The organism is Xanthomonas sp. CFBP 8152 (genome assembly GCF_014199025.1).
Classification (GTDB): Bacteria; Pseudomonadota; Gammaproteobacteria; order Xanthomonadales; family Xanthomonadaceae; genus Xanthomonas; species Xanthomonas arboricola_B.
In genome coordinates this window covers 15,264-35,075 of sequence record NZ_JACHNO010000006.1, presented here as the reverse complement: position 1 = coordinate 35,075, position 19,812 = coordinate 15,264, and the positions used below count along the sequence as shown (strand labels likewise).

The following is a 19,812-nucleotide window of genomic DNA, read 5'->3' as shown; positions in this document are numbered from 1 at the left end:
GTCTGCAACCGCCTGATTCACAAGCGTGCCCCCTCGCCCGCCGCCACCCGCAGCAGATCTGCAAACACGCCGGCCGCGGTGACTTCCGGCCCCGCACCGGGCCCCTGCACCACCAGCGGATTCTCGCAATAACGACGCGTGGTGAATTGCACCACGTTGTCGGTCAGGCGCAGATTGGCGAACGCGTGATCGGCCGGCAATTCGACCAAGCCGACACTGGGTGCGCGATCCGGCGGCAACTGCGCGACGTAGCGCAGCACATTACCGCGTGCACGTGCATCGGCCAGGCGCTGCGCAAACGTCGCATCCACCTCATGCAGGCGCGCCATGAAATCGTCCACGCTGGCCTGACGCAGTGCTTCGGGCACCAGGCTCTCGACCTGCACGTCTTCCAGGCTGATCTCGCGCCCGGCTTCGCGCGCCAGGATCACCAGCTTGCGCGCCACATCCACGCCGGACAGATCGTCGCGCGGGTCCGGTTCGGTATAGCCCATGCCGCGCGCCTGCGTCACCAGCTCGGCGAACGGCACGCTGCCGTCGTACTTGTTGAACAACCATGCCAGGGTGCCGGAGAAGATGCCTTCGATCGAGGTCACCGCATCGCCGGTATCGACCAGATCGCGCAGCGTGGTGATCACCGGCAGCCCCGCGCCCACGGTGGCTTCGTAACGGAAGCGCGCGCCGCTGGCATCGGCCGCCGCACGGATCGCCTGATACCGCTGCAACGGGCCGGAGCCGGCCTGCTTGTTCGGCGTCACCACATGGATGCCGGCAGCCAACCAGTCCGCATAGCGATCGGCCACTTCCGCGCTGCCGCTGCAATCGATGATCACCGTATGCGGCAGATGCGCGGACAACAGGTGCGTGGTGAAACGCTCCAGATCGGTCGCGGTGGCTGCGGAGGCGAAAGCATCGCGCCAGTTGCCGACCAAGCCGCGCTCGTCCAGCAGCATGCGGCCGCGCGAAACCACCGCGCGCAGGCGCAGATCCAGGTTGGCCTTGCCCAGCAACTGCGGCTGCGCGATACGCAACTGATCCAGCAACGCCGCGCCCACGTTACCCGGGCCGATCACGCCCACCGAAAACGTCTGCGGCGACAGCCAGAAGCCGGCATGCGCTGCGCGCAAGGCCTTGGTCGCATGCGCGGCGTCGATGGCCACCGAGATGTTGCGCTCCGACGAACCCTGCGCGATCGCCAGGATATTGACCTGCGCACGCCCCAGCGACTCGAACAGCCGCGCCGCCACACCCGGCTGCCCGGCCATGCCATCGCCCACTGCAGCGAGCACGCTGATGCCGGTGGTCAGCTGCACACGCTGCACCTGACCGACCGTGAGTTCATGTGCAAAGGCCTGCAGCAAGGCATTGCGCGCGCGCTCGGACTCATGCTGTTTGACCACGCAACAGATCGAATGCTCCGACGAGCCCTGCGAGATCATCACCACCGACACCTGCGCCGTGCGCAGCGCCGCGAACACGCGCTCGGCGGTCCCCGGCACGCCGATCAGGCCGGTGCCTTCCAGGTTGAGCACGGCCAGATCCGGGCTCAGTGTCAGCCCCTTGATCGGCCCGCTCACCGCGCTGCTGGCGGTGATGCGCGTACCCGGATGTTCGGGCTGGAAGGTATTGCGGATGATGATCGGCAAGCCGCGCTCGATGGCCGGCGACATCGTCTGCGGGTGCACCACCTTGGCGCCGAAATAGGCCAGTTCGCAGGCCTCGTCGTAGCTCAGCGTTTCCAGCTGCACCGCTTCGGGCACCACGCGCGGGTCGGCCGACAGCACGCCATCCACATCGGTCCAGATATGCAGCTCATCGGCATCGAACAAGGCCGCGAAGATCGCGCCGGAGTAATCGCTGCCGTTGCGCCCCAACGTGGTGATGCGGTTGGCGCGGTCGCGCGCAACGAATCCAGTCACTACCACGCGCGTCTGCGGATGCGCCTGGCGCCAGGTCGCAAGCCGCTGCGCGCTGGTGTCCCAGTCCACATCGACACCCAGTTCGCCGCGATTGACCACCAGCACATCGCGCGCATCCAGTACTGCGCAATCCTCGCCAAGCGCACGGAAATGGTCGCCCAGCAACTGCGCCGAATACACCTCGCCCAGGCCTTGCACGCGGTCGAGCACCTCGCGCGGCAGCTCGCCGATCACCGCCAATGCGCCCAGGATCTGCGACAGATGCTCGAAGCGCTCGTCCAGCCATTCCACCGTCGGCCCGGAATGCTCGCCCAGCAGGGCCACCGCCGCACCGCGATGGCGCGCCCGGGTTTCATGCCAGCGCTCGCGCCATTCGGGGCGGTTCTGCGCGGCCAGTTCGGCCAGCGCGATCAAGGCATCGGTCACCCCCTTCATCGCCGACACCACGGTGACCTGCACCGCCTCGTCGCGTGCCAGCAACAGCTGCGCCACATGCCGGTAGCGCTCGGCATCGGCCACCGACGTGCCGCCAAATTTGTGCACGACGGTGCGCGCAGAGGACGCAAGAACAGCAGCGGGTTCGAAGGAAACAGCAGGCGATGACATCGACAGACCTCGTTAGGGAGGCCCCGTCCGCATCAGATGAGGGAGGAAAGCCCCCGCATCCTGATCCGGGTGCGGGGCCGTTGTTTTCGGAAGTTACGCGAAGACGACGGGCCGCACCGGGCGAATGGTGACGGTGGTAATGGTGGTGCTAATGCCGGCCACGCCCGCACCCGGCCGCAGATGCGACTGACAGGTGAGCGAAGCGGTGGCGAAAGCATTAAGCATGTGTGCAAAAGACATCACCGGGCCGAGGCCTGTCAAGCGCTGCGTGAATGGGCAGGCGCACGTGCTCGGGGCGGGAAACGGAAAACCTTGCTGCTCAGGGATTTAAGCATCGCGCGCGCAAGCAAATGATTGCTATGGAAACTTTTGGAACCACTTTGGAGAGCCGCCCTGCGCAGGTTTCGAACCTCGATTGGTAGTGTCATGCGCTCAGATGACGCGATACAACTGACTAGACCGCTTGCGGGCCAGGTGTCGCTTCGCTGCCCGCATCAGTTCGCAGCAAGCAACAGGCCACTTCGCACCAAGCAACAGATCGTCGCTATTGCCGGGCCGGTGAGTACGAGCCACCAGGATCAACAGCGGAGATCAGCCGAGTACCTGGGGATTGAGTTGCCAGACCGAAAAGTTGAGCGCCGCCGCGAAGCTCACCCACGCCAGATACGGCACCAACAGCCACGCCGCCAGCGCCCGCCGCTTCGCGAACACGGCAATCGTTCCGGCCAGCACCAGCCACAGCGCAACGATATCCGCGAATGCCCACGCCCCCAGATGCCACGCAAAGAACAGCCAGCTCCACAAACCATTGAGCGTCAGCTGCAGCACGAACAGGCCCAGCGCCGGACGCGTCCCCGCCCGGCTGCCGCGCCGCCACACCAACCAGACCGACACCGCCATCATTCCGTACAACCCTGTCCACACCGGTCCGAACAACCAGCCCGGCGGCGCCCACTCCGGCCGCGCAAGTTCTGCATAGAAGCCGGCCGCCTGGATGGATGCCATCGCACCAAGCCCAGCGACCGCATAGCACAGCGCCAACCAGCCGAGGAGGCCGAGCCATTGCGACTTTCTTGAAATACTTTGCGTCATGACTGCCGTGAAGTGTTGTCGTGTTCCTTAGCCTGGCAGAGCATCTGTGCAAGCCGCGACTACGCGGATGAATGGTCTGAGTTTAGTCAATCCACAATGGGTGTGAGGAAACAGGGGCAGGCAGACCTATTAAGTGAACTTGATCCTGCTCTTCGCTTATCACAAGGAAAAGTAATTTCCGCACTCATCAATCCAGATTACCGCCGGCATTTCATAAAAATATATATTTAACTCTTCGTCACTGTCACCCAAGGCATCCCACTGGTTGGTCTGCTCACGGACCTCGCTCAGGGTGCGGAAGATATTTCCAGCACGCCTCGCCAGTAGCTGCCGTTGAAGCGTTCGATAAAACAGTTTTGCATCGGACGTCCTGGCTCAATGAAATCCCATGCAACGCTTTTACGCTCGGCCCACTCGACCAAATCTAATGCGACAAACTCCGGGCCATTGTCCAAACGAAGTTTGGCGGGATAGCCGCGCCAGGCTGCGATACGTTCCAACGTGCGAATGACGCGGGCCGCTGGAAGATTCAGGTCCACTTTGATCGCCGAGGCCTCCCGACTGAAATCGTCGATGACATTGAACGTGCGGAAACGCCGACCATCCCACGGCGCATCGAACCGGCATTGGGGCGTTCTCCGCATGCTAGTGGCTGTGGATGCCGCGTCGGAACCCGGCGCCTGCTGCGGCGACGTTGACTGAGTTTCGTCAAGCAGTACACGCGCCAGACCCTCTTGTGGTTCCACACATATCCGCAACGGCGAATGATCTGAAAGAGTTTTCCAAATTCACGCTCAGGAAAACGCTCGGCCAATTCAGACAACAGCGCAATGACCTCCTCGTCCTGGTCAGGACGGCGTCGATGACGTGCTGTCGAGCGAGCCACGCCAATCACCGAACAGGCCCGGCGCTCGCCCCAGCCATGATGCTCGATGAGCCAGGCAAGAAGCGGGCGCTTTTGCGCCGGGTCTACAGCTTCTTTTCGATGACATCCTTCAGTACATGGTTCTCCATCGCAAGGTCGGCATACATGCGTCTGAGCCTGCCGTGCTCGGTCTCCAAGTTGCGAAGACGTTGCACGTCAGCAGCCTCCAAGCCGACGTAATTGGACTTCCAGACGTAGTACGTCGCCTTGGAAATGCCCAGCTCGCGACAGACATCCTTGACCTGCCGTCCGCCCTCGACCTGCTTCAGCGTGGCGACGATCTGGCTCTCGGTGAACTTGCTCTCGCGCATCGTTGGTCTCCTTGGTTGCTAGTGTGCCCGGAGACCTCTAACTACGGCTGGATCAATTTTACGGGAGGCTGACACTGAGACTGCTGGCTGAACGTCAGGGCTAATCAGGAACTCACTTAATCTTTGAAAAACACCAAAAAATGAATCAAATATCAGCAGCAAATTTGGCCCCGATTGGGACGCATCTAATTTGCCGGGCTATTTTGGCGAGATTCTTCACGTTCTCCAACCTATCAGATATGTACATGTTATCAACATCGAACGCCCCCCCTAAAGATAATTCAACCTTAAAAGCATAATTTTGATTATCTTTCAGCCTCCCCAGAAATTTTATGGCTTCTGCATATTTTCCAAACATAATCGTCGAATTAGGATCAGACACCACCGCTGCAGCCAATTCACGCACATTAACATCAAGCGGAACAATATCACCCGAATCAAGTGACAATATATTTACAAAAAAATTCTTTGTGAAATAAACATTCCCAAAAACATCATACATAAGCGCATTATCCCAATCAAAATTTAAACCGCTAAACTTTGACCAAGTCAAACCCCACAATTCATCCGCCGGACAAAAAAGCCGCAAAAGCCCCCCAAATGCTGACAAGCCTGAACAATCAGGAAACCCTTCAAAAATCAATCTAAATTCTTTATTCAAGGCTCATCCTCCAGCTTAACATCAGTATACTTTGTTCCAACAGGGTCATTTTTAACTTGCTGCCCTATTTTACTGCCAGCAGTGGTATTTCTTCTACCCTCCAGCCAATTTCCATTAGTCTTAGGACAATTCGCACCACCAACGCAAAGTTCAACCGTATGATCTGCATGATAGCCTGATCCCGGCGGGGGGCCAACTTCATTCGTTAACGCCGCTCTAAAATTACCCTTTCTAACATCATTTGGGTTAACCCTGTCAAGAGTTCCAGCTTCGGCCTGACGTTTGTAAAAATCTAAAAATTCTGCTTTTTCTCTTGGAATAATTAACGTTTTCTCTATATCGCCAGCATCAACTACAGCATGTTCAGCTCCCTTGATCTTGGCAATAAAATCTTCACTATTCTTAACTATCCCTACAGCGGCTGCTTTGGTTCCAAGTACGCCCATTGATGACAATAATGTGTCAACCAGCATGGAGCTCGTGGCATGACTAGCTGGGTAAACCGCCTGTTGATCACCATCGGTCTGGGCACCAAAGGCGGCAGAACCTACAACAGGCGAAAATGGCTGAACTAAGAAGGTCTCTTTCTTGTCCTGTACGTAGCCGGCTATCGGCGTCGCGCCCAGAAGTGCACCACCAAGCGTTTTAACCGGACCGCCGGCCGCTGCCATTAACACAAGAGCAGTCGTCTCAGCCGTCTTTGGACCAAGGAAGTTTTTGAACTGCTCGACCTTTTCCCCGCCAGCAATAGCCAAGTCGGATACAACTCTAGCGCCCTTGAAACGCAAGCTTTCGTTATCCGATGCCGCCTCGCTTAAGGCAATAGGCCCAGTTGGAGCAGAACCGCCGACATCCCGGGACTGCAAATTATCAGATGCGGATGTCCCTTCTGTCTTCCCAATCAATACAGTAACAGTACCTGTCGGGATCCTCTTGATTACTTCACTTTGTTGATCAACAGTAAGCTGATTGTACTCTTTTCCGTACAGCTTGAAGGCATAGGTCTCCGGCGCAGCGATACTTGCAAGATATGAACCTGCCTCAGGAGACTTTAGCAACAACACTAAGTCGTCCGGATTGGCCCCCAATCTGACCGCATTATCCAAAACCGTGTTGATACCTGCCCGCTGGTCAGGATCGACAACGTTGATCTTATCCAGAGCGGCAGCCACCATACCCTGGCGCTGCTGTCTTCCATCACGGTAATCGTAGTAGCCGTAGACTTGTGCAGTACTCGCCATAGAAGCACCTGCCTGTGTGTCACCGGCAAGGAGGCCACCGGCTGCCCCGAAAAGAGCCGCCATTCCGCCCATTAGTGCCGATTCGACATCGCTACCGGGACTAATGCCGTTACGTTGCAAAGCTTCGGCAAACCTAGGGAGTGCATTCTCGCTAACAAACACGCCACCTGCGGCGGCCAAGACGTTGCCTCCAGAGGCCGCAGCTGCGAGCGCGCCGGCAGCAACCTGCGTGACTTGCTTAGCAGTTCCTTTGTCATTCCAGCTCGCCAGACTTTGCTTTGCATCTGCTAATCGATTACGAGCTTCAGCAGCCGCTGCCTTATCGCCATCACGCTCGGCGACAGACAAATCGTTCATCGCTTGGTCTGCAGCAGCTGCTGCCTGCTCCCGCTTATAGGTGATCACCGCTTTAGCAGACCGCAACGCCACTTCGCCCGCTGCCTGAGCAAGCTCTTGCTGTTCGGCAAGTTTTTGCTCGTCGAAAATCTCCTTCAGCCCAGATTGTTGCAACTCGGCCGCACTGCGATCCAACCCTGCCAGCGCAGAGTCGTCGCCATTGCGGATCTGGATCGTACCGGCGGCGATATCGCTTTTGGTCGTGCTGCTTGAGCTTTCGCTGGCGTTACTCAGCATGCTCAATCCGGCACCGATGGCAACGCTGGCCATGCTGCTGCCCGTGCCGCCGGCAACTGTTACGCCGCTGGTCTTGTACTCCGCCTTGTTCTGAAGGTCCTCGACCGTCAGGCTATCGGTGGACAGCCGATTGAGACTGGCATCGGCAGCACTGGCAATCGCACCGCCGACCAACTTCGTGTTCCCGCCCACAGTGATGTCGAAGCCACCATTGCCAGCCTGGATGCCGCTCTGCTCAGTCACACTGGTGTAGCTGCTGTTGACCTTCTGCTGGCTGTAGCTGCCGCCACTGCCCGAGCCGGTCGCTAGGGTCAGACTGGCCTGCTGTTGTTTGCTCTTGTACTCATTGGTGTCCTGTTCGCTCTTGATCAGCAGATCGCCGCCGACATTAGCAAGGACCTTGTTGCCAACAGCTTGTGCACCCTGAATCGTAGTGTCGTTGCCGCTCACCAAAGTCAACGTGTCGTTGGCAGTGACCACGCTTTCTGTGCGTAGATCGCTATTGCCCTTGGCGCTGCCCTTGCCTGCAGATACCGTGAGGTAATAGCCAGTTACTGCACCGACACTGATGCCGATTTCACCGCCTGCGTTCTTGTTCTCCGATTTAGTGGTGTTGGTTTCTTTGTTACTGAGCAAGTTGAGCTTGTTTGCTGCAGCCAAGGCCACATTTTCACCGGCAATCTTGCTGCCAATGACGTTGAGATCGCCGCCGGTCGCGGCGATGGTGACGTCGCCGTTGCTGAGGATGCGGCTACCTCCGGTGGTTTCTTCGTGTGTCGTCGTTTTACTCGACGAGCTACTCGCACCAATGCCTACACGAAAGCTCACTCCAGCAGCATTGGCAGCACCTTGCGCGCCATCCGCCGCCGCAGCGCCAGTCTTGGTCGTGTTTCCTGCAACAGCTTGGCCGTCGTAGCCCTTCAGGCCATTGCCAACCAAGCCCACTGTGTCGCTGACCGCGTAGCCCGCTTTGGCGGCGTAGAGCGCCTTCAGGCGATCGTCTTCGACCTCCGAGCCGCGCTTGACTGCGCCGTAGATCGCCTGCGCGGCGTCTACAGCCCCACCGGTCAATCCTAACGTGATGCCAGCACTCTGCTGCTTGGACGTCTGCACCGTATCCACGGTATTTTCTGCCGCGGCAATCGTGACTTCCTTGCCCACGATCGTAGTGCTGGTGGCACTCAGCACATCGCTGCCGGTAATGGCCACCTTGTTGCCGGCGGTCATTGTCACCGAGCCATCGGTACTGCCGACTAGGCTGCCGCTGTTGGTCACCTCGGTGACGTCCAGCCCATCGGTCTTTTTGGTGACGCCCAAAGCGACGCTGAATCCACCGCCGCCGTAGAGACCCGACTTCTTGACAGTCTTTTCGTGTTCCTCGCTGTGCGTGTTCTGCACCGTGTCCAGCGTGATGTTGTTGCCTGCGGCCAATACCACATCGCCGGTGCTGGCGACCTGCGCGCCTTGCGATAGCAGATCGTTACCCGCCGCAATCTGCACCGTGTCACCACTGAGCGTGGTGGTGACTGCTACGTTGTCCTGCCACTCATCATGCGTGGTCGTCGTCTTGCTGGAGAACGTGCCCTTCTTCTTCTTGGTCATGTCCTGCGCGGCGTCGTGCTGCTCGCTGGCGGCGAGCAGGTTGACGTCGTTGCCGGCGGCCAGGGTGATACCGCCTTCCTTGGTGGCAGCAGTGGCGGCGGTCAGGGTGATGTCATTGCCAGCCTGCATCGCCAGGTTGCCGCCAGCACTGAACTCGGTGCCGTAGACGGTTTCGTCGCTGGTGCTGGTGGTCTGCTTGAAGCGCTTGCGCGTTTCCAGCGTGTTGCTGGTGTCCACCGTGGTCAGCGTGCTGGCATTGATGTCGTTGCCGGCGCTGATGCCCAGACCCTTGCCGGCGTCCAGCTTGGCCGCGACCAGATTGACGTCGTTGCCGGCGCTGAGGATCAGGTTGCCGCCGGCAGTGAGCGCCTGCTGGTCGATGGTTTGCGTGGTCGTGGTGGTGGTGACGCGGGTCTTGCCGTTGCGGCTCTTGTAGCTGTTGGTTTCGGTCTCGTTGAGGACGGATTCGACGTTGAGGTTGTTGCCTGCTGCGGCGATAAGATCGCCGCCTGCTTTGACTTCAGTTTGACGGATGGTCAGGTCGTTGCCTGCATTCAATTGCAGGCTGTCGCCAGTGCTGATGTTGGTGCGCGTGGCGACCTTGCCGTCGAGACCAGTGGTCGGGGTCAACGAGAGGTTGTTGCCTGCCTGCAGTGCGGCACTGCCGCCAGCGTTGATGGTCACGCCATGCAGTTGCAGGTCGTTGCCTGCAGACATCACCAGATCCTTGCCGGTGGTAATCGACAGCACATCGCCGCCGCGCAGCAGGCCGTTGTCGTCGCGCAACGCGCTTGGGGTAAGGCTGAGGTTGTTGCCTGCGATCAACGCCGCGCTGCCATCGGCCTGCACGCGGGTGCCGGTCAACGTCATGTCATTGCCGGCCATCATCTGCAAGGTGTTGCTGGCGGTGATGCCCGACAGGATGCCGACACCGTTGATGGCCTTGGATGCTTCGCTGACCAGGTTGTTGCCGGCCACCAGTGCGACGTCGCGGCCCTGGATCTGGCCCTGGTTGAGCAGGTCGTTGCGCGCTTCCAGGGCAACGCTGCCAGTGCCGCTGATGCGGCCCTGGTTGAGCAGGTTGCCGGCGGTGACGCTGACGTCGGCGCCTGCGATGACGCCCTGGTTGCTCATGGAGTTGGTGGCGTTGAGCTCGACGTTGCCGCCGGCGATCAAGGCGCCATTGCCACGCAACTGCAGCGAGTTGGAAGCCAGATACACGACGGGCACCAGCACCTTCTGGCCCTGGTAGTCCTGCTCCACCATCCAGACGATGTCCTGCGTCAGCGCGGCCGCTTGTGCGGCGGTCAAGCCCACGCCCATGCTCAGCTGCAACTGGCCTGCGGCGGCCACGCCGGATTCGAGCAAGGCGCGGTACTGCGCCACGCCATCGGCGTAGTTGCCCAGATAGCGGCGGCCGGTGAGCTGGGTGATCTGGTCCAGCACCAGGCGCTGCTCGTAGAAGCCATCGCCCAGGCGGGTCTGGGTCCACTCCGGGTCAACACCCAGCTTGTCCAGCAAGAAGTCACTGCTGATGAAGTTGTCGTAATTGACGAAGCGCGGGTCGGTCTCGATCAGGTAACGACGACCCGGGCCATTGCTGCGCCAGGCATTGATGCCGCTCAGCCCGTTGGCGGCACGGCCCATTGCGGTGAGATCGGTACCGGTGCCGCCGGATAGGCGATACAGCCCGCCAATGGGCAGATCGATCTGCGTCAGCGAGGTTTGCCCGCTACCCGCAATGGTGGTCACCGGAATGGTGGCCGGGTCGACGCGGGTGCGGCTGTCGGTTGCGACGGCAGTGACGCCGGTACCGGCCGCGGTGGCCTGCACGTCTGCCTGATCGACGCTGCTGCGCACAAGCCCGCTGTCGTTGGACGCGACAGGTGCAACCGACATCTTGACGATGCCACCCGATGTGGCCAGCGTGGCGTCCTGCGTGTTGGCGCCCACCTGGCTGCCTGCACTGCCGGTCGTGCCGGTGGCCACCCTGATGCTCGACGCGCCGCCGTTGGCACGGCCGATCACGGCCTGGCCGCCCACTCCACCGGCGCTTTGCGTGGCGCGTCCGGTCAAGCCCCCTTGTGCGCCGACACCATTCAACGAAGCACCGCTGATGCCACGACCGTCGCTGCCGACGGCACCATTGCTGATGTTGGCGCCGTTGATGCTCACACCTTGGCCACCGGTCATGCTGGCGCCCAGGGCGACGTAGCTGCTGCTGGTCGTCGACGAACTCAGTCGCTGATCTTCTTCCTCGTAGTAGCAAACGACCTTCTGTCCAACCGGCTGCATGCAGTCATTGGTGATCGCGGTGACGATGTGCTCCACATCGCTTTGCCGGACCACCTGATTCAATGCCAGCGCTTGGTTGAGCAGTTGCTCACCGCCATTGATCATTGGATCCGAGAGCCCCCCAAGACCTCGCTGATTGGCAGCAAACAGACCGGCTGCAGCGATGGTCGACGCATTATTTGTGACACTGCCCGACAGCAAGATGTTTCCACCCGCTGCAATCTTCCCCTCCGCACTTGCGGATGACAGCTGCTCCTGCTGGATCACCTGATAGTTGCGATAAATGCCAGGTGCGAGTCCTTTGTAGGGATACGGCGCCCGCGCGCCCTGCAGATTCCGGATCGCCTTGCCTTCGATGAGCTCGCCGCCGGAGTAGATATTGTCGCTACCAGGATCGGTCGACACGCTGGTCGTATTGATCACTCGCCGCCGATTATTCAGCTGGTTGGCCGCAATCAAAATGCTCCCATCGGCCTCGATACTGCCCGACAGGTTATTGAGCACACCGGTCCGCGAGACCAAGGTACCGCCGCCATCCTGCGCGCCGCCGATGGCGATATTGCCCAGGCTGAAGATGCGCGCGTCGCGATTGAGCAGTTGATCGCGCACGATCAGATTCATGTTGCCGGTGGAACCGAGCAAGGCCGAGCCATAGGCTGCGTTGTCGGTCGCGCCGCCGAAGTCGGCGCCGTTCACCAATGTGCCGGTGTTCACCGAGACGTTGCCGCCGACGATGCTGCCGGTGTTGTTGATGCTGTTCGCCACCAGCGACAGCACGCCGTTGCCGGAGATACTTCCGGCGTTGTCGATGATGTTGCCGCCGTTGAGGCGGGTGTCATTGGACAGGATGGTGGCGCCCGCACGGTTGGTGATGCTGCCGGCCGTAATGTCCAGGCTGCGCGCAGCCTTGAGCGTGGACTCGTTGACCAGGCTCCCCCCGACGCGCAGGTTGAAATTACCGTTACTGGTAAGGTCTGCACCGGCGCGGTGGGTGTAGTCGCTACGCAAGGTCAGGTCCAGCAGGTTCTGCGCCAGGATGCTGCCGCCACCGTCGAAGCCGACGGTATCGATCACCACATCGCCGGCGCCACCGGTCATGCTGCCGGCGCCAATGTTGCCACCCGCGTTGTTCAAGTTCTGCAGGTTCAAGCGGACTGCCTGCTCGGCCTTGATGGTGCCGTTCTGATTGTCTAGCGTGGCGCCTGCGCGCTGCAGCAGGAAGCTTGCGCCGGCATAGACGTTGCCGCCCTGGTTGTTCAAGCCAGTGGTGTTGGCGATCAGGTCGCCGCCGGCGACCAGCTGGCCGCTGTTGTTGGCGATGCTGGCGGCATCGATCACCACGCTGCCGCGTCCACCGAGATTGCCGCCGCTGTTGGTCAATGCACCGCCAGTGGTGATGCGTGTCAGTCCGCCACCGTTGTTGACGATACTGCCTTGGCTATTGTCGATACTTCCGCCGGAGGCGGTCAGCGTATTGCCGGCATCGAGCTGGCCGCCGCTGTTGAGCAACGCGCCGGCGACGGCAACGTTGAGATCGCGCCCCGCACTGAGCTTGCCGCCTTGGTGATTGTCCAGCTGGCCGCGTGCAGTGACGCTGAGGTCGCGCGCCGCTTGCAGACTGCCGCCGCTGCTGCTGATGTTTTCCGCTGTAATCACTGCGTCGGTGCCGGCACCGATCGTGCCGTTGCCGTTGTCCAGGCCACGATTGAGTTCGACGCGCAGGCTGCCACCCCCACCAGCGTTCGCGACCGCCTGCACAATGCCGCCGGCATTGCTGAGGCTGTCGGCACGCAAGGTCAGCGCACCACCGCTGACCTGTAGCAAGCCGTTGCGGTTGTCGGCCGCGCCGGTACTTTGCACGTTCAATCCACGTGCCGAGACCGAACCACCGATGTTACTGAGGCCGGCGACGGTGAGTGCCGCATCGCCCGCTGCGGCAATCGCGCCGCCCTGGTTGTTCAACGCGCCACTGGCGTCCAGGTGCAGTTGCCCTTGCGTGAGGATGCGCCCACTGCTGTTGCCCAGCGCACTGCGGCTGGTGACCGACAGGACGCCGGTGCCGGCGTGCTCGATGCGCCCTTGTGCATTTTCCAGGCTGGCTGCAGTGATGGTCAGATCCTGCGCATTGCTGGCCAGCGTGCCACCGGTGTTGTCGATCGCGCCGCCGATGCTGACGCGGGTCAGTCCATTGCCGCTTTGCACCAACCGCCCGCCGGCATTGCTCAGGCTGGCGCCGTCGATACTCAACTGGTTGGCCTGCATCTGGCCGGCGACGGCGTTGAGACGCCCGTTGTCGATGTTGCCGCCGGCCTGCACGGTGAGCGTGCCGCCGGCAAGCAAATCACCGCCACGATGATCGAGATTGCCGCCGGTGGTCAGTGCGACATTGCCGGTTGCGCGTGTGCTGGCACCCGCCAGCTGCAGCTGGCTGCCCTGCGCTGTGAGGTTGCCGCCAGCCAGCAGCTTGCCGGAGGCGCTGAGCTGGCGATCGGCGATCAGGCTCAGCGTGCGTCCGCTGCCGAGGCTGCCATCTGCGTTGATACCAGCGCCCACGGTGCCGGCGATGCTGATCTCACCCGCACGCAGGCTCAAGTTGCCCGAAGCGGTGGTCTGCCCGGCGTTCTCGATGCGGGCGCCCTGCAGACCCACCGTCGTACCGCTGACGGTGCCCTGCTGACGCAACACGGCGTCGCTGGTCAAGGTGACCTGCTGAGCGCCGAGCTGGCCGGCCACACCCAGGTCGCCCCTGGAGCGTAGTTCCAGCGTGCTGCCAGCGCTCAAGGTGCCGCTCTGTGCCAACGCGCCATCGGCCTGCGCCGAGAAGCTGCCAGCCGATGCGAGGCTGCCGCCGAGCTCCAGGTTGCCGCGGCTGATCAATGCGACATCGCCGCGCTCGCTGCCCAGCTGGCCGCTGCTGCTGACTTGCGCAGCTTCCACGCGCAAGCCGTTGCCGCCGATCAGGTCACCGCGATTGTCCACCGCTCCAGTGGCAATGACACCCAGGCGTTGCAAGCCGTAGGCCTGGCCGGTCTGGCGCAGCGACCCGACGCCCAAGGCGAGTTGATTGCCGGCGCGCACGGCGCCAGCATTGTCGAGCAAGCCGCCGATGGCGACCGTGGCGTCGCCCTGCGCGAGCAGCACGCCGCTGGCGGCATTGCTTGCGCTAGCTGCGGTGACGTTCAAGCTCTGGCCAGCGACGACTTGCGCCGCATTGGTCAACGTGCCACCTGCGCTCAGCACCACATTGCGATCGGCTTGCGCCACACCAGCAACCGCCAGGTCGCCAGTGCTGCGCAGATTCAAATCAGTGGCTGCATCGAGTGCGCCACGGCTGTCGATCGCGGCACCATCCAGGCTGATCGCGCCACCGCTTTGCAGCACGGCAGCCTGACCGGTGCCGATCCGCGCGCCGCGCAGGGTTGCATCGCCCGTCGCCAACGCCTGTCCGTTTATTGCCAGTGCGCGCTGCGCCTGCAGATCCAGTTGCGTTGCCGACTGCAGCGTGCCTGCGGCGGTGAGATCGCGGCCGGCCTGTAGCGCGATCGATTGCGCCTTGAGTGAGCCCGCCTGCTGCAGATCGCCAACTGCAGTGGCCTGCAGTGTGGTCGCTGCGGCGACGACGCCTTGCAGCGTCATGTCGCCTTGGCTGATCACGCTGACGTTGGCAGTTTCGCTACCGAGCTGGCCGCTGCTGCGTAAGCTGCCTGTCTCCACCTGCAGCGCATCCTTGGCAATGAGGTTGCCGCGGTTGTCCAGCGTGCCGGTGACCTTTGCGGTCAGTGCCTTGCCTGCAATCGCAGTACCGCCCTGGTCCATGTTGGCGGCGGTGATGCGCAGATCGCCGCCGCTCTGCAGGCTGCCGGCGTTCTGCAACGCGCCAGTGGTCAGCGTGACGCTGCCATCGGCCGCCAACACGCCGGCCGCCACGTTGTTGATGTCGCCTGCCTGCACCGAAAGATCACGGCCAGCAATCACCTGGCTCGCATTGCTCAAGGTGTCGGTTGCGCTCAACACAACATCGCGATTGGCTTGCACCACGCCTGCGAGCGCAAGCGCTCCCGTGCTGCCCAGGCGCACGTCCGTGCCGGCATCGAGCGTGCCACGGCTGTCGATTGCCGCACCGTCCAGGCTGATCGCGCCGACGCTTTTCAGCACGGCGTCGCGGCCGGTGGCGATGCTGTTGCCGCGCAGGTTGGCGTCAGTGCCCGCCTGCGCCTGACCGTTCAACGTCAGGCTGCGCTGCGCCTGCAGATCCAACGCGGACGCGGACTGCAGGGTTCCACCGGCAGTGAGATCGCGGCCGGCCTGCAATGTCACGGCCTGCGCGTTGAGCGAGCCGGCCTGCAGCAGATCGGTGCCAGCGGTGGCTTGCAGCGTGGTCGCCGCAGCCACCACACCGTGCAGATCGATCGCGTTCTGGCTGGTCAGCGTCAGTGCGCCGTTGACCGAGCCGAGTTGTCCGCTGCTGACGATGCTGTCGGCCGCAATGGTCAGATCCTTGCCGGAGACCAACTGGCCCACGTTTTCGAATGCGCCTGTCGACAAGATCGAGATTGCATCCCCGCTGTAGACACGGCCACGCTGCAGCAGCGTGCCGGTGTTCAGTGCCAGGCCACGTTCGCCATGCAGGCTGCCATTGTTTTCCAGCACTCCGGCGACATCGACGCGCAGGTCGCGGAGCGCACCCAGGGTCGCAGTTGCGGCATTGCTGGCACTGGCGGCCTGCACGTGCAGATCGCGTGCTGCAACGACTTGAGCGCCATTGTTCAACACACCGGTCGCCGTCAGCGCAACGTCGCGCCCGGCCTGGACCACCCCGGCCAGGGCCAGATCACCGGCGCTGTGCACATTCAGATCGGTCGCCGCATCGAGCGAGCCACGGCTGTCGATGGAGCCGCCGTCCAGTGTGATGGCGGCACCGCTCTGCAGCACTGCTGCAGCGCCTGTCAGAACCGATGCGCCGGTGACGGTTGCCTCACCCGTACTCGATGCGTGTCCATTCAGGGCGAGCGTGCGCTGCGCCTGCAGGTCCAACGTGGATGCCGATTGCACAGTGCCATTTGCAGTGAGGTCGCGCCCCGCCTGCAACGCGATCGACTGTGCCTTGAGCGAACCGGCCTGCTGCAAATCGCCGCCAGCAGTCGCACGCAATGCAGTGGCCGCTGCAACCACACCCTCGAGTTGCAGCGCGTCTCGGCTGTTCAACGTGACATCGGCCCGCTCGCTACCCAACTGTCCACTGCTACGCAGCGTGGCCGCATCGACCTGCAACGCATCCTTGGCGATCAGATTGCCACGATTGGCCAGCGTGCCTGCGATGGCGGCGCGCAACGCCTTGCCTGCAGACGCGCTGCCGCTCTGGTCCATATTTGCTGCGCTGACCTGCAGATCGCCACCGGCCTGCACGCGGCCAGCGTTGTTCAGCAGTGCCGTAGTGGTCAGGGCGATGTTGCCCTCGCCCGCCAACACACCGCTCGTGGTGTTGTCGAGGCTACCTGCCTGCAACGACAGATCGCGGCCTGCAAACACCTGCGCTGCGTTGCTGAGCGCGCCGGTGGCATTCAAAACAACGTCGCGCCCGCCTTGTGCCACACCCGCCAGCGCCAGATCGCCCTGGCTGCGGATGTGCAGATCGCTCCCTGCATCCAGCTTGCCGCGGCTGTCGATGGCCGCGCTGTCCAGCGCAATCGCTCCCGTGCTCTGCAACACCGCATCCTGGCTGGTTGTCAGTGTGGCGGCGCGCATCGAAGCATCACCGCCAGCCTGGCCCTGGGCAGCAAATGTCAGAGCACGTTGTGCCTGCAGATCCAGCGTGGACGCTGATTGCAGGTTGCCAGCAGCGGTGAGATCACGCCCGGCACTCAATGCCAGCGACTGCGCTCTTAGCGACCCTGCCTGCTGCAGATCGCCAGCGGCGCTGGCCTGCAGCGTGGTCGCAGCGGCAACCACGCCTTGCAGCGCGATATCGCCCTGGCTGCCCAGACGAACACCTGCCGATTCGCTGCCGAGTTGACCGCTGCTGCGCACGCTGCCGGCATCGATTTTTAGCGCTTTCCTGGCAATCACAGTGCCAGCGTTGTCGAATGACCCGCTCACAGCTGCCGAAAGCGTGTTGCCCGAGCTGGCGCTGCCGCTTTGCGTGAACGCGCCTGCGGTCAGCTGCAGATCGCTCGCCGCATACAGGCTGCCGGCATTGTCCAATGTGCCGGCCGTGCGCACGCGCGCACCGGCATCCGACGAAAACGCGGCACTTTGCGCGTTGCGCAACGAGGCTGCCTCTACATCCAGCGCGCCAGCTGCGATCACCTTCGCGCGGTTCTGCAGTGCTGCGCCCGCCTGCAATGTGGCTGAGCCAGCGCTCTGCACGGTGCCGTCCAACGCGAGCTCGGCAGCACTGGTGATGCGCAGGTCGCCACCTGTATCGATGACACCGTTGTGCTCGACCGCTGCGCCACGCAATTGTACCGCGGCGTCGCCGCGGAGCTGACCACGCTGACGCAGCGCGCCGTTCGCCTGCAAATCGATCGTGCCTGTCGAACCCACCACGGCATCGCTGACGAGCTCACCGCCTGCGGTGATCACCAACCCACCGGCGGTGGTCTGCAGGGTGCCGGAGAGTGCGGTATCGCCACCGCTACGAAGATTCACGCGACCGGCGTTGACGATGCCCGTGACCTGCGCATCCGCTGCGGCGTCCAGGCTCAGGGCAGTACCTGCCACGGTGTTGCCGCTCAGCGCCAGAGCGCCGCGGCTGCGCAGCAGCGTCTCCCCACGCTGGCTGCCGATATCGCCACGACTATCCAGCTGCGCCGCATCGATGGTCAGCGTATTGCCTGCAACGAACGTGCCGCTATTGACCAGACCACCGGCAACCGCCGCCTGCGCATCGCGTGCGGCCGCCAGACTGCCTGACGTGGTGACGGACGCTGCCTGGAGACGCAGATCGCGGCCGGCGTAGCCGCTACCGGCATTGTCCAACGCACCTGCGCTGCGCAGTTCAAGATCGCCACCGGCAGACATTGCGCCGCGCTGTGCGATGTCGATACTCGCCGCATCGAGCGCCACTGCATCCGCAGCAATCAGCTGACCCTGCAGTTCCAGCCGACCGCCGGCCCGCACATCGGCGCCCTGCCCGGCCTGTGCCAATCCACCCAGACGCATGTCGCCGCTGCTGTTCAGCCGCAAGGCGGTGGCCGCGTCCAGGATGCCCAGTGCATCGATCGCATTTGCATTCAGCCCGATCGCGCCGCCGCTCTGCAGCGTGCCTGTGAGGTTAATCTGCCCCGCACGCAGGTTTGCGGCGGTTGCCGCATAGGCCACACCGTTGCTGCGCAACACGCCATCGGCGCCCAGATCCAGCGCACCGGTCGTATGCAGACTGCCATCGGCATTCAATTCCGAACCGAACAGACGGATGGCGCTGGCGCTGCTGCGGCCGCTGTGGCTCAACGTGCCACTGGCTTGTGCATCCAGGGTACCGGCGGCGACCAGATCGCCTGCCAGGGTCATGCGCGCGCCGCGCAGACGCGCATCGCCTTGCTGCGAGCCGAGCACGCCGCGCTGGTCGAGGTCACCGGCTGCACGCACACCCATTCCATCGCGCGCCACCGTGGTCCCGCCCAGGCTCACCTGGCCCGCACTGTCGATCTGCAGATCGCCACTCTGCGCCGCCAGGGTGCCGCGACTTACCACGCCCACACCGGCTTCGGTCGCAATCAGGCGAATACGGTCGGCATACATGCCGCCCAGCTGCGCCACGTCGATGCCGATCGACGGTGCCGCGCCATCGGTGCCCGGCACCACCTCCAGCAGCATGCCGTCATAATTGACCCGCCCCACACCCGCGGCAGCGACCAGTTCCCTGGTCCAGATCGAGCCCTCCACGCTGAGCTGACGCGACAGCAGGTCCAGGCGATCCACATTGAACGCATCCAGGCCGTTGCTGCCGATGCTCAGCGCACCGCCGGTGATGCTGAAGCCGTTCAACGCGCCATCGCTGCCCAGGTTGGGCGTGCCGGTGGTCAAGGTCACGCGCGAGGTGTTGAGAAACCCGCAGCCATCGCAGGAAATGCCGTTGGGGTTGGCGATCACCAACTGCGCCTTGGCACCGGCGATTTCGGTATAACCCTGCATGCGGCTGCTGGCCGAGGTGACTTCGTTGAGGATCAGCGAGGCGGCACCGCTGCGTTGCAGATTGTCGTTGCCGGCGACATAGCCGCCCAGCTCGGTCTTGGAGATCTGCGCGCTGTTGTTGAGGATCAACCCGTTCGGGCCGACGTTGAAATTGCTGTATCGGTTATGCGAGATGCCGCGCGCATTGGGCGCGACGATGTCCACCACCGGCACGCCATTGGCGGCGACCTGTTGACCGGGCGTCTGCCCGCCGGGATTCGGCGTTGGCGCCACCTGTGCCCAGGCCGGAAACGATGTCCAGGTGACCGTGCAGCACAGCAGCAACGCAAGCGCACGCTTGCTTTGTTCGGCCAGGTAAGCACGCATGCCCATCGCTTCGGTGTCCATCGTTTCT

The 19,812-nt window shown here is 62.5% G+C and carries 4 protein-coding genes and 1 pseudogene; all 5 read right to left on the bottom strand.

The features are described from left to right. Positions 1 to 17: 17 nt before the first annotated feature. Complete coding sequence (thrA, locus tag FHT09_RS18015; protein WP_104606430.1) at positions 18 to 2,525, bottom strand: bifunctional aspartate kinase/homoserine dehydrogenase I; 2,508 nt, start codon at positions 2,523 to 2,525, stop codon at positions 18 to 20. 591 nt (positions 2,526 to 3,116) lie between these two features. Next, positions 3,117 to 3,617, bottom strand: a complete 501-nt coding sequence (locus FHT09_RS18010; RefSeq protein WP_104606431.1) for a TspO/MBR family protein — start codon at positions 3,615 to 3,617, stop codon at positions 3,117 to 3,119. 267 nt (positions 3,618 to 3,884) lie between these two features. Beyond that, a pseudogene (locus FHT09_RS18005) lies at positions 3,885 to 4,853 on the bottom strand (IS3 family transposase); the annotation flags it as partial. Between the two features lie 145 nt (positions 4,854 to 4,998). Beyond that, entirely contained in the window at positions 4,999 to 5,514 is a 516-nt protein-coding gene (locus FHT09_RS18000; protein WP_146096524.1) for a hypothetical protein, read from the bottom strand. Beyond that, positions 5,511 to 19,805, bottom strand: coding sequence for a hemagglutinin repeat-containing protein (locus FHT09_RS17995; RefSeq protein WP_258077229.1), 14,295 nt, complete (start codon positions 19,803 to 19,805; stop codon positions 5,511 to 5,513). Before FHT09_RS17995 ends, FHT09_RS18000 begins: the two co-directional genes overlap by 4 nt. Positions 19,806 to 19,812: the final 7 nt, after the last annotated feature.

Bases quoted from the DNA above. Each gene is read 5' to 3' on its own strand.
- thrA (WP_104606430.1), bottom strand. From the start codon at position 2,525: ATGTCATCGCCTGCTGTTTCCTTCGAACCCGCTGCTGTTCTTGCGTCC.
- FHT09_RS18010 (WP_104606431.1), bottom strand. From the start codon at position 3,617: ATGACGCAAAGTATTTCAAGAAAGTCGCAATGGCTCGGCCTCCTCGGC.
- FHT09_RS17995 (WP_258077229.1), bottom strand. From the start codon at position 19,805: ATGGACACCGAAGCGATGGGCATGCGTGCTTACCTGGCCGAACAAAGC.